The 12,366-nt window shown below is 69.1% G+C and carries 11 protein-coding genes; 2 read left to right on the top strand and 9 right to left on the bottom strand.

Going from position 1 to position 12,366, the window contains the following annotated elements:
• Positions 1–4: 4 nt before the first annotated feature.
• The 9 genes from PHA84_RS09050 to PHA84_RS09010 are packed head-to-tail and all read right to left on the bottom strand — an operon-like array spanning position 5 to position 9,373.
• Complete coding sequence (locus PHA84_RS09050; RefSeq protein WP_270887766.1) at positions 5–1,021, bottom strand: DUF2156 domain-containing protein; 1,017 nt, start codon at positions 1,019–1,021, stop codon at positions 5–7.
• Positions 1,021–1,539: a hypothetical protein gene (locus tag PHA84_RS09045; protein WP_270887765.1), complete on the bottom strand. Its 519-nt coding sequence runs from the start codon at positions 1,537–1,539 to the stop codon at positions 1,021–1,023. The genes PHA84_RS09050 and PHA84_RS09045 overlap by 1 nt, the downstream gene beginning before the upstream one ends.
• Positions 1,526–3,919 carry an MMPL family transporter gene (locus PHA84_RS09040; protein WP_270887764.1) on the bottom strand — a complete coding sequence of 798 codons (2,394 nt, stop codon included), beginning with the start codon at positions 3,917–3,919 and terminating at the stop codon, positions 1,526–1,528. Before PHA84_RS09040 ends, PHA84_RS09045 begins: the two co-directional genes overlap by 14 nt.
• A 2-nt stretch (positions 3,920–3,921) precedes the next feature.
• Entirely contained in the window at positions 3,922–4,866 is a 945-nt protein-coding gene (locus PHA84_RS09035; RefSeq protein WP_270887763.1) for an alpha/beta fold hydrolase, read from the bottom strand.
• Positions 4,867–4,925: 59 nt separating this feature from the next.
• Entirely contained in the window at positions 4,926–5,429 is a 504-nt protein-coding gene (locus PHA84_RS09030; protein ID WP_270887762.1) for a flavin reductase family protein, read from the bottom strand.
• Positions 5,429–5,902: a type II toxin-antitoxin system RatA family toxin gene (locus PHA84_RS09025; protein ID WP_270887761.1), complete on the bottom strand. Its 474-nt coding sequence runs from the start codon at positions 5,900–5,902 to the stop codon at positions 5,429–5,431. The genes PHA84_RS09030 and PHA84_RS09025 overlap by 1 nt, the downstream gene beginning before the upstream one ends.
• 4 nt (positions 5,903–5,906) lie before the next feature.
• Positions 5,907–7,169: an aspartate aminotransferase family protein gene (locus tag PHA84_RS09020; RefSeq protein WP_270887760.1), complete on the bottom strand. Its 1,263-nt coding sequence runs from the start codon at positions 7,167–7,169 to the stop codon at positions 5,907–5,909.
• Complete coding sequence (locus PHA84_RS09015) at positions 7,166–8,227, bottom strand: SDR family oxidoreductase (protein WP_270887759.1); 1,062 nt, start codon at positions 8,225–8,227, stop codon at positions 7,166–7,168. The genes PHA84_RS09020 and PHA84_RS09015 overlap by 4 nt, the downstream gene beginning before the upstream one ends.
• A gap of 12 nt (positions 8,228–8,239) precedes the next feature.
• On the bottom strand, positions 8,240–9,373 hold the full coding sequence (locus tag PHA84_RS09010; RefSeq protein ID WP_270887758.1) for an acyl-CoA dehydrogenase family protein: 1,134 nt from the start codon (positions 9,371–9,373) through the stop codon (positions 8,240–8,242).
• 335 nt (positions 9,374–9,708) lie between these two features.
• Between PHA84_RS09010 and PHA84_RS09005 the strand changes: the two genes are divergently transcribed.
• Positions 9,709–10,500 (top strand): esterase/lipase family protein, encoded by a 792-nt coding sequence (locus tag PHA84_RS09005; protein ID WP_333742264.1) that lies wholly within the window; start codon positions 9,709–9,711, stop codon positions 10,498–10,500.
• Positions 10,501–11,094: 594 nt separating this feature from the next.
• On the top strand, positions 11,095–12,330 hold the full coding sequence (locus tag PHA84_RS09000) for an IS30 family transposase (RefSeq protein WP_442952866.1): 1,236 nt from the start codon (positions 11,095–11,097) through the stop codon (positions 12,328–12,330).
• Positions 12,331–12,366: the final 36 nt, after the last annotated feature.

Here is a 12,366-nt window from a genome sequence, read left to right as displayed (position 1 = left end):
GGAGTCACAGCGCATTCGTCGCGCGGGCCAGGCTGAGCCCGTCGCGTAGTCGAGGACGCCCCGGCACGGCGACGTACTCCGGAGTGGTCAGCTGGGGCCGCCACTTGAGCTTGAACGCGACCTGTCCGGCCGACGGGTAGAGCCAGGACCCGTTGCTGCCGATCCAGTGCATCAGCCGGTCCACGACCGCGTGGGATCCACCCTGGAGCGTGTGCTCGGCGTCGAGCCCGACGAAGGGGGTGAGCCCGAGGTGCAGCCACGCGGCTCCGTCGGCCGCGAGCCGCTGCGCGGCCTCGAAGAAGATGTGCTCGATCACTCCAGGAGGTGCGTCCGGGCCGCGGCGGGTGAGGTCGTACAGCCACCCCGGTCGGTCGCCGAAGACCGGGGAGTAGGAGACGTAGCCGACCACCGCTCCCTCCCGGCGCGCGACGAAGAGTCGCCGCGCGGACTGGAACCGGCCCCCTCGCTGACCGACCAGGAAGGTGAGCTCGCGGGTGTGCCAGCCCTTGTTCCGCAGCCAGGTGTGGTCGATCCGGCGCAGCTCGGCGTCCAGCGCCTCGTCGTCCGGCACGTCGACTCCTGCTTCAGCGATGGTGACGCCCTCACGCCGGGACCGCATGATCATGTTGCGGGTCTTGACGAAGGCGTGGCCTTTCAGCGTGAAGTCGGACAGGTCGATGCTGTACGACGAGCCGAACTGGTTCACCGTGAACCCGGTGTCCACCGCTGCCCTGGCGTCGTCGGCGTGCAGCTGCACGCCGATCACCCGGCGGTTGGCGGCGTCGGCCGCGTCGAGGAACAGCCGCCACAGGTGTACCCGCTCGTTCGCCGCCGCGCAGGGCCCGGCGAACTGGACCCAGTACCGGCGGCCGATCGAGCGGTAGGCGACGACCCCGTCGATACCGGCTGCGCGGAAGAACTCGTTCCCGTCGTTGAGAGCCAGGAACGAGGACGGGTTCTGCGCCTGCCTGCGCAGCGTGCCCAGCAGCTCGCTCCCGTCGAGCAGCGGGACGGCGCTCATCATGCCACCTTCGAGGCTGCGGCCACGGTGGCGAGCCCGTCCGACCGGGCGGACGCGGCAATGGTCAGGGTCCGGCGCGGGCGATCCAGCAGCGGCTTGGCCTGCGCGTAGTCCGGGTGCGCGCTCGGCTCGAACTCGATGCCGAAAGACTTGTAGAAGTTGCCGAACAGGGCCCGGTCACCGAACAGGTGCAGCGGCAGGGCCAACAGCGCCCACTCGGGGCGGACCAACAGGCACCAGAGGCCGGCCACGATGCTGGCACTGGTCAGGCTGTGCATGGTGTTGTACAGCACGTAGTACACGCGAGGCAGGTAGGCGGTCCGGTAACGCTTGTGCGCGATGACCCCGGGCAGGTAACCGATCACGTCGATGTAGAGGAACAGCCCGACGAACACTGGCCAGCGCAGCTGCCCGACATGGGTCAGGGCGAGCGCGGTGCAGACCACCAGGCCGGCGAGGTACTCCGACCGGATCAACCGGTAGGTGGTCGGGGTGAAGAAGAGGTTACGCGGGTCCATGGTCTGCTCCTAGTGGTCGTGACTGGAAGGTCAGCTGTGGGATGTCGTCCTTCGGGCGCATCGATCGGAGGTGCTGCCCGCCGGCTTCGCTACTGGCTCCGAGGACGGCAGGTGAGGCAGGCCCCTCGCGCAGTCCGATGCGCTGGTGCAGCGCTCGCAAGGGGCCCGGTGCCCACCAGTTGGCGGTGCCCGCGAGCCGCATGACGGCCGGCACGAGGATCGCCCGGACCACCGTCGCGTCCATGAAGACCGCGAGCCCCAGGCCGACGCCGACCAGCTTCAGGACACTGAGTCCCGAGGCGGCGAAGCTGACCATGACGATCACGAAGAGAAGCGCTGCGTAGGTGACCAGTCGCCCGGTGCGTTCCAGCCCGTTGGCAACCGCGGCTGTGTTGTCCCTGAGCCTGCTGTACTCCTCTTTGATGCGTGAGAGGAGAAAGAGCTCGTAGTCGATCGAGAGCCCGAAGGCTAGGGTGAACAACAGAATCGGGGTCGTCATCTCGAGCGCGCCGTTGGTCTGGAAGTCGCCGAGCAGCCATCGCAGGTGCCCCTCCTGGAAGATCCAGACCACTGCGCCAAAGGTCGCTGTCAGGCTGAGCAGGCTCATCAGCACAGCCTTGACGGGGATCACGACGCTTCCGGTGAACAGGAAGAGCAGCACCATCGTGGAGAGGGCGACGATCGACAGCGCCCAGGGCAGGGCGCCGCTGAGGGTATGGCGTGTGTCGACGAGATGGGCGGCGTTGCCGCCGACCAGGACCGGTTCGGGCGCGACAACGGACCGGACGCGCTTGACCGCTGCCTGTGCGGTGAGCCCCTGCGCATCGCCCTGCAGCCCCACGCTGAGCCAGGAGGCCGTGGCGCCGTCGAACCGGGCCGCCACCTGTGGCGCGGCTGGAGCTACCAGGTGCCCGCGGACGAAGGTGCCCACGGACGACTGCACCTGCGACACCCCGGTCACCTCTGAGACCGCCGTCGCGTAGTCCCGGGTCTGCCCGGGACTGAGCCGATGGCCGGGCGAGACCACGTACATCGAGTCGGTCGCCAACGGGCGGAAACCATTGCTCAACACCTGGCTGACGTGATGGCTCTCGCTGTTCTTCGGCAGGCTCGACTCGTCGGGCAGGGCATACTGCACTCCACGGAACGGCATGGCCAGGACCAGCAGAAGCATCACCCCGCCAACGAGCAACGGGACCGGATGGCGCATGACGAGCATCGCGATCTGGTGCCAGCGCCCGACACCGGCGCGACTCAGCCGGCCACCCGACCGCAGCGGCCTGCGTTTGCCCACGGGACTGTGGACTCCGTGGCTCTGGCCGCGCACGATGCGCAGTCCGCTCAGGACGTCCCAGCGGTCGATCCGCCGGCCCAGCAGGGTCAGCACGGCGGGAAGGACAACGACGGCGCTCAGGGCGGCGAAGGCGACGACCGCGATACCGGCGTAGGCGAACGAGTGCAGGTAGTACAGCGGGAACACCAGAACGGAGGCCAGGGACAGCGCGACCGTCATGGCCGAGAACAGCACGGTCCTGCCGGCGGTCGCCATCGTCGTGGACACTGCAGACGAGACCGAGGCGCCGGTGTCGAGCTCCTCGCGGTAGCGCGTCACGATGAACAGCCCGTAGTCGATCGCCATGCCGAGGCTGAGCGCGGTGGCGATGTTGAGGGAGTACATCGAGACGTGGGTGAAGATCGTCAGCACGCGTAGGGTCACCAGGGTGCCCACGATGGCCGCGAGGCCGATCACCAGCGGCAGTAGGCTCGCCACCAGGCTGCCGAAGACCAGGACGAGGATGACGGCCACGACCGGGGTGGCGAGCAGCTCCATTCGGTGCAGGTCTTGCTGGCTGCGCGTGGTCACCTCCCGCTCCACGGCGGGCTGGCCGCCGAGCTTGAGCGAGAGCGCCCCGTGCTCACCGTGGATCCGGGGCAGCAGCCGCAGCAGGGTGGCCTTGCGTTGATCCTCGTTGCCGGTGATCCGCGCCAGGATCAAAGCCGTCCGCCGGTCGGTCGAGCGCAGGCTCGGGTCCTTGGTGGTCCAGTACGACACGACCGACGAGATGCCCTGCTGGCCCGTCAGGTACGTGGTCAGGGCAAGGCCACCCGCGCTGGCGCCGACCGAGTCCACGCTTACTCCGTTGTTGGCCTGGGCGAGGACCACGAGGTTGTGCGGTCCTGCCGGCAGGCCGACGTTCAGCGCGGCATCGGCCCGCGTGGACTCGTCGCCGGGGGCATAGAAGCCGCCCACGCCGAGGTGCTCACCGAGGTCCAGCGATGCTCCGGCACCGACCAGGAGGAACAGTAGGGCGACCAGCAGCACGGCCCGAGCGCGGCGCTTGGAGCGCAGCGACGTGGCTGTTGTGGTGGAGGTGGCCATCGCTAGCCCTCCGTCCGAGGCGGCCCGGAGACCGGGTCCCCGAAGAACCGGCCGATCAGCTCGGCAAGTCTCACCGGGGCGTCTTCCGGGACGAACGCACCCGCGCCCGGCAGGGTGACCAGCGCGGCGTTTCTCAGGTCGGCAGCCAGACGTCGGGCATGCGAGAGCGGGAACACCTTGTCGTACTCGCCCCACACGAGCAGGACCGAGCCGTCGTACGTCCGCAGCCGCTCCATCGCATCGAGGGTGTAGTGCGGCCGGACATCCTTGAGCACCGAGGCCAGATCGGCTCGGACCGCGGCGGATTGGCGCATCGGCCGGATGTAGGAGTCCATCGTCTCGTCGGCGATCGGCGACACCGTCACCCAGCCGTAGGCGATCGGCAGCGCGCGGAACCAGCGCAGCCGCAAGGCCTGCGCCAGTCCCGCGATCGCCCCGGGGATCCGTGCGACGATCGGCAGCGTGCGGAACAGCGGGGGGAAGAAGTAGTCGTAGGTGTCGCAGGACGTCAGGACCATCGAGTGCACCAGGTCGGGCCGGCGGCTGGTCAGGATCTGCGCGAGCGCGCCACCGCTGTCGTTGGCCACGATGCGCACCGGGCCGAGGTCGAGCGCCTCGATGATCTGCGCGAGGATGGCAGCCAGGTCACCCGGCGACAGCGCGGCCCTCGGGTCCATCGGCAGAGAGTGGGAGCCGAGGGGTAGGTCGAGCACCACGCAGTCGAAGCGGTCGGTGAGCAGAGGGACCACGGTGCGCCACAGGTCGCTGTTGACGAACACCCCGTGGACGAACAGCAGCGGGACACCTGACCCCAGCCGCCGGTAGCGGATCCGGCCACCACTGACCGCGATCTCGCGGAACGGCGCACCGAGCAGGGACGCGCCTGCGGACGTCTGGGGCGAGCCGTCGTTGGACGTCTGGTTGCCGTGCGTGCCGTCGTTGTCCATGCAGGTTCCTCTCGGTTCTTCTGCGAAGAGCTGGTCGGTGGCTGAACCGGCTTTCCGAGCTAGCCGGCCAGCTCGGCGAACGCCTGGTCGTGCCAGAGCAAGGGGCGGCCGACTCCGATGTGCGTGGCGGCAACGGCACCGATGACCAGGGTGTGGTCGCCGTGGGCGTGCTCCGCCTCGAGCAGGCAGACCGACCAGGCGAGCACGTCGGTCAAGACGGGCACACCCAGGACGGTTCGCACGGCCCGATCGCTGACCTGGCGGTCACCCGGTGCCGCGAACCGGCGCGCCAGGTCCCGCTGGTCCTCCCGCAGCAGGTGCACGGCGAAGGCCCGCCGGGAGCGGATCGCGGCAAGCGTCCGCGAGCCGTTGGCCACCGACACGAGCAGCAGGGCGGGCCGCAGCGACACTGACGTCACGGACGAGGCCGTCATCCCCGTGAGCGCAGCGGCAGAGTCGTCACCGCGGGCCGTGACCACGCTGACCCCGGCCGCCAGCCGTCGGTAGAGGCTCAGCGATCTGGAGAGCCCGGGGCCGCCCTCCGCGAGCTCGGCGCCCCACATCACGGCCCCGACCGGCCCGGGGAGGGGACGACCTCGGCGACCTCGCCGAGCAGGCCCTGGACGATCAGCCGAATGTTGCTGCGCAGCGTCCTCTCCGCGATCGGGTTGAGGATCGCCTCCAGACTCGCTATGCCGAGGTCGAACGCTGCATCGAAGGCGACGACGGTGCCGCCGTTCGCGGCCGGGCTGATCCGCCACTGCCCGCTGAATCTGTGGAAGTCGCCCTTGAGCTGAGTGAAGGTGATCGTGTTGGCCACCCGGTCGAGCACATCGCGTTCGGTCCACTGCAGCAGGCCGTTACGGAAGGCGACCGTCCAGCTGGACACGACCGAGCCGTCGGTCTCGGGCTCCTCGACGACGACCTGTCGAACCGTCTCGACGAGGCCCGGATAGCGGGCGAAGTCGCTGACCCGCGCGTAGGCCTGGAGATGGTCGACCGCCGGCGCGTGCAGGTGGATCGTGACGTTGGGCATGGCTCTACCTTTCGGTTCCGAGCGCAGCGACTGCCGCGCCGAAGGCTGTGAGGAACTGCCCGATCTCGCTCTGATCGAGTATTGCCGGAGGGGTGAAGCGGAGCACCCGCGAGGAGTTGAGCGAGTGGCAGGAGATGACACCGCGCTCGACCAGCTCTAGGGCCAGCTCGCCCACCGCGCCAGGGTCGGTGAACTCGATGCCGATGAGCAGGCCGCGCCCGCGGACCTCGACCAGGCCGGCCGGTCGCAGCTGCCGGCAGGTCGCCCTCATGCTCTCCAGAAGCTGGGCGCCGACCCGTTTCGCGCGCCCCACGATGTCCTCGTCGTGGATGGCCGCGATGGTCGCCACGGCGGCCGAGCATGCCAGAGGCGAGCCGGCGAACGTGGACGTGTGTAGGTACGGGTCCTTCGCGAACGGCGCGTACGCCCGCTCCGTGGCGACCATGGCCGCGATCGGCACGACCCCGCCCGACAGGCCCTTGCCCACCAGCAGGATGTCCGGCACGACGTGCTCGGGCTCGATCCCCCACCAGGTGCCGAGCCGGCCCATGCCGGTCTGGATCTCGTCGATGACGAAGAGGGCGTCGGTCCTCTGGCAGAGCTCGGCGACCGCGCGGAGGTAGCCGGCCGGCGGGATCACCACGCCGCCCTCGCCCTGGATCGGCTCGAGGATGACGACGGCTCGTCCCGGAGCGCCTGTCAGCGCAGCCTCCATCTGGCCCAGGTCACCGTAGGCGACCTCGGTGACTCCGGGGAGCAGCGGGCGGAAGGGCTGCTGGTAGACAGCCTTCGCGGTGACACTCAGCGCCCCGAGGGTCTTGCCGTGGAAGCCGGACGTCGTGGTGATCACCGACCTGCAGCCGTGGATCCGGGCGAGCTTGAGCGCCGCCTCGGTGGCCTCGGCTCCGGAGTTGACGAAGTGAACGAGGTCCAGGCCCTCGGGGGTCGTCTCCGCGAGGGCGCCCGCGGCCGCCGCCGTGACCGGCTCGAGGAAGGTGCGGCTGGCGAGGGGGTGGCGGTCCAGCTGCTCGTGCACGGCAGCGACGACGACGGGGTGCCGGTGACCGAGGATGAACACCCCGTAGCCGCCGAAGTCCAGGTACCGCCGGCCGTCCGCGACCCTGATCCAGGCACCGGACGACTCGACCTCGACCATCCCGCCGAGGAGTTGCCCCACGGCGGCGCGGCCGGCGCCCAGGTGACGGCGGTAGGTATCCAGCAGGCCGCCCGTGACGTCCACGATGGGGGGAGCCGAATGGAGGGTCATGACGCCAGCTCGGGCTCGTCCGCGTCCTCGTCGCCGAAGGCGGGCCGCAGACCCTTGACGTCGGCCCAGAAGCCCAGGGACAGGTCGAAGGCGCGTTGCAGCCGCTGCCGCGTCACCGCGGCGCCGAGCCCCAGCTCAGGCAGGGAGGTGGGCAGTGCAGCGGGCATCTGGAAGAGCCAGGTCATCTCCAGCAGCTCGGCGAACATCTGCCGCAGCGCGGGGCTGATCGCGTCGGCCATCAGCGGCAGCAACAGCCGGTCCACCGCCTCAGCCGGGATGAAGCGCGGTGCCGCCGGGTCGAGCCCCAGCTCGTGCCCGAGCCGCAACGAGCTGCCCAAGATGTCCCCCGCCGTCATCGCGGTCGAACCTGCGGTGAGCCAGAGCTCCCCCGCGGTATGCCGTTCGCGGACCACCCTCCCGATCGCGGCGGCGACGACGTCCTGCGGGACGGTGTCAACCAGTACGTCCTCGTCGCAGGCGATCAGTGGCACCATGCCCTGGGCGATCAGCCCAGCCACGCGGTGCAGCCCCTGGAAGGCAGCCATGTGGCCATCGCGGGAGTCGCCGATCACGACCGAGGGCCGGACGATGACCGTGGGAACGGCGCTGTCGCGGGTGCTCTGCTCGGCCTCGGCCTTCGAGGCGATGTAGGCGCGTGCGCTGGCGAACTGACCGTTGGCACCGGCGGGAGGGTTGGCGACGAACGCGGTACTGACGTAGACCATGGGCGCATCCGCGCGTTCCGCCAACGCCAGCATCGCTCGGGTGCCGGCGACGTTGGTCTCCCTGATCGCCTCCGCGCTGGCCTTCCAGTTCGTCGCAGCCGCCGCATGGACCACCAGGTCCACCCCCGCGGTCAGCCGGTCGTAGTCGTGCGGCGTCAGCCCCAGAAGCGGCTCGTCCAGAGAGCCGGTGACCTCGTGGACCCGCGGGTCGGCGAGGTCCCGGCGGTGGCGCAGACAGATGATCCGGTGGTCTGGGCTGAGCTCGTCGATCAGGGCTCGGCCGACGACGCCGGAGGCCCCGGTGAGCAGGACGGTGGGATGCGCGATTCGCATGGGGATGCCCCTTCAGGCGATCTCGAGAGGTGCGCCGGCCAGGTAGCCGAGCAGGGGTGCCGCCATCTTGGTGCGTGCCGGCGGGTGGAAGCCGAGCCCGTTGACCGCGGCGGCAAGGTAGCCGGTGTCGTCGGAGCTGATGAAGCTGAGCCCGCCGAGCAGCTCGACCGCCTGCGGGACGATCCGGGCGATCGCGCCCTGGACGGCGTAGCGGACGAAGAGCGACTCGGCCAGCAGGTTGCGGTCACGCTGCCGCTCCGGGATCTGACGCGCGATGTTCTCGAGGGCCGCGACGGCTCCCAGTAGGTCGGTGACGATGCGGGCCCGCTCGGCCTCGGGCACGCGCTCGTTGTCAAGGACCCGCTCGACCAGGGCCGCGGCGGCGCCGAGGTACGACGCCATCATCAGCAGCTCGAACCAGACGAACCCTGTCGTCTGCACGTCGTCCAGCCGCTCACCGGGCTGCAGCTCGGTCCGCACCAACAAGTCGTTCGGCACAAGGACGTCGGTGAGGCTGACCTGGTCGCTCTCGGCGCCGGCGAGGGCGAAGGTGCTCCAAAACGGGGTGACCTCGATGCCCTCGCTGGTAGCCGGGATGAGCGCGACCGCCAGCTGGGTTCCATTGCCGTCCAGACGCGGCACCTGGACGCTCGCCGTCAGCAGGTCCATGGACCGCGCGAGCGAACACGGTCGCTTGACGCCAGTCACCCGGACGCCGCCGTCCACCATCGTGGTCAGCATCGTGGGTTGCAGGATGGCGCCTCCGGCGCGACCCTCGGCGAAGCCAGAGGCGACCAGCAGGTTGTTGGTGGCGACACCCTCGAGGATCATCCACTCCATGCCGGTGGACAGCTCGCTGAGCGCGACCAGGCTGGCGACGGAGAAGTGGTGCATCGTCGTCGCGACGGCCAGCGACGGCGAGCGCGAGCCGATCGCGAGCTGCACCCGTACGGCGTCGAGCGCGCTCACGCCGCTTCCCGAGTGTTCGGCCGGCACGAGCAGCGCTGGGCCGCGATGGCCGCGGAAGGCGGCGATGCCCTTGCTCTGCGCGCTCTCCAGGTCCGTCAGCGTCTCGCCGCACAGGAACTCGTCAAGCCCGGGCAGGAACATGTGTAGCGCCGCACGCTCGTTCTCCAGTAGTTTCATCGCTCACCCTCGGGTCGGCAGATCCTGCAAAGAAGAGCCGTCGGACGCCCGATAAATACATCGCAGCCTGCCCTCACGAAGGCCGCCGCTGCGGGGATCACGGCGTGGGTGGCTGGCTCCGTTCAGGGCAGGTCCAACCGTCGGAGGGTGGACGTGAGCGCAGGAGTGCTCGGGTAGACGGAGAGCGGCAGCGGGCAACCGGCGCGCCGGTTGCCTCATCCACGCTCGTGAGGCCACGGCCACTTCCAGTGAGCGACGTATCTGCTGTGTCTTTCAGTCCCTCCTTGTGGGTGAACGGCGGGACCCGCCTGCCAAGGAATGGAAGACCGTGCACCATGCCGATGTCTGCCCGACGAACCGCCGGCCGCCGGCTACGGGCGGCTGCGACCCTTGTACCGGAGATATCCAGTGGCCTCTCGGCTGCGACCCGGCTCGTGCGTGCATCTGCTTATGGGACGCAGTTGGCCGGTTCCAGCGAGCTGAGGCTGGGGACGCTACCGGGCCCCGTCATTCTGGTCCACGGCTTGGCGTCGAACAGGTCCTGCTTCAGCAACATGGAGCGATCCCTCCACGGCGAGGGCTACACCATCTATGCGGTCGAGTATTCGTGCTTCGGCGCGGACATTGCCGCCTGTGGTAGGCATCTGGCACGCGAAGCGGCCTGGCTGCGCGACGCGACGGGGTGCGCATCCGCGAATGTGGTGGCTCACAGCCTCGGCGGAGTTGTCCTTCGATGGGCGCTAGCGCACACATGGATGCGCGACTGGGTGAACGTCGCCGTAACGTTGGGTAGCCCGCATCGCGGGACGCCGACCGCCTGTCTCGCGCCTCATGCTTTACCAGGCCTCGGCAAGATCATCGGCCAACTCCGGCCACGCAACGCCGACATCCGCGACGCGATCCACCATAGTCTGGGCGGAGCCACTCGTTGGATCGCGGTGGGCAGCGAACAGGACTGGGTTGTACCGCCAAACTACGCTCGGCTCCCCGATTCGGAGAACGTCCGCAATATCACGGTATCTTGGGGCGGCCATCTGGCTCTACCGAACAACAAGCACTGCCTGCAGATCGTCCTCGAAGAACTTGCGGCTGCCAGGCTGCCGGACGACCACCGTGAGGCTGCCTGACAAGATCGTCCGGTCGAGCAGGCCCTGGGGCGACGCCGAACCGCGAACGCGAGCTGCCTGCAGTGGTGGTCATAGTGCTGGGTCGGGTCGTGGTAGACGTGTGACGGCGTTCAGCGCGTCTCCGAGCGCCGTGACGCGCGGTCGGGACTCCGGGGTCAAGTCCTCTTGGTGGTGTAGGTCCCGGCCCGGTTCCTGAGAGGACATGGCCAGCCCAACCTTGAGTTCAGAGTACGTGTCCAACTTCGTCCCACTGAGTGCGGCGATGCAGCTGGCGAACCGTTCCACATGGGTCGCTGCCCGGACCGGGCACAGACGGTTGCACACTTTTGCCAAGCCGCGTGTCCCACATCAAATGGCGGAGAACCGTCGCACCGGTTGGATCCAGAGGACGCCATCGAGGGAGAGGCGGCCGCCCCGGAGGAAACAGCACCCCGAATGGATGACTCGCCCTACTCAAATGATCGGTGTGGGGTGTCAGACGGACGGAGGTGTTGACGCTCGCTGAAAACTAGGCCGGTTGCGCTGGGGCGGTTTCCAGCGACGGTCGCAACACTTCCGACATTCTTGGAGGTCGTGTTGACATCTACGCGTCGTGTGAAGAAGGGGCCGGGGCGGCGCCCACAGTCGGCCAAGCGGCAGCGGTTCATGGAGCTGCGGGCGCGGGGGTTCAGCATCCGCGCGGCTGCTCGAGAGGTCGGCGCGTCGCGCAGCGCGGGCAACAACTGGGCTCGCGGGTACAAGACCTACCGCAACGGTGTTCTGGTCGGGTTCGTGCCCCCGCTGGACCGCCTCGCGGTTCGCCAGGTCAGCGCCCGGTTCCTGTCCGAGGACGAGCGGATCGAGATCGCCGACCTGCGCCGTGCCGGGCTGAGCATCCGTCAGATCGCCCACCGGCTCGGTAGGGCGCCCTCGACGGTCTCGCGCGAACTGCGCCGCAACGCCACCGGCCGCGGCGGCTACCGCCCGTTCCAGGCCCACCGGAAGGCGACCGCCCGTCGTGCCCGCCATCACCGGCGCCGCCTCGAGACCAACCACGAGCTGCGAGATCTCGTCGCGCACCTGCTGGCGCAGCGGTGGAGCCCGAACCAGATCAGCCGGCACCTCAAGGGCCGGTTTGCGCAGGACCGCTCAATGCGCCTTTGCCACGAGAGCATCTACCAGGCCGTCTATCAGCCCGGATCGGTGCTGTTCCGGCCATCACGGCTGGCCCCGCACCACCGTTCGCCCTTGCGCACCGGCCGCGATCACCGGCGTGCCCATCAACGGGTCGAGCGGCGCCGGCCGCGGTTCGAGCAGCCGATGCTGTCGATCCATCAGCGCCCGTTCCTGCCCCAGGACCGTTCGCAGGCCGGACACTGGGAGGGCGACCTCATCATCGGCAAGGACCAGCGGTCGGCGATCGGCACCCTCGTCGAACGCAAGACCCGCCTGGTACGGCTGCTACACCTTCCCCGACGCGACGGCGACACCCTCCACGAAGCGTTGAAGCACCGCATGGGCGACCTACCGGCTCACCTCCTGCGATCGATCACCTGGGACCAGGGCACGGAGATGGCCCGTCACCTCACCATCGCCAAAACTCTGGGGGCACCGGTCTACTTCTGTGACTCCCACTCGCCCTGGCAGCGCGGCTCCAACGAGAACATGAACGGCCTGCTGCGCGACTACTTCCCGAAAGGAACCAACCTGAGCACGCACTCGGCGAAGCACCTGCTGGAGGTCGAGAACGAGCTCAACAGGCGACCCAGACTCGTCCTCAACAACCGCGCGCCAGCCGACCTCTTCGCCGCGCTGCTAGCCTCCCAGAACCAGCCAGTGTTGCGACGTTGACTAGAACCCACCGGAGCGTCGACACGGAGGACATTC

The sequence above is a fragment of the Pedococcus sp. 5OH_020 genome, assembly GCF_027812955.1.
Classification (GTDB): Bacteria; Actinomycetota; Actinomycetes; order Actinomycetales; family Dermatophilaceae; genus Pedococcus.
The sequence above is the reverse complement of the archived record's forward strand: the minus strand, read 5'-3'. Positions and strand labels throughout refer to the sequence as shown.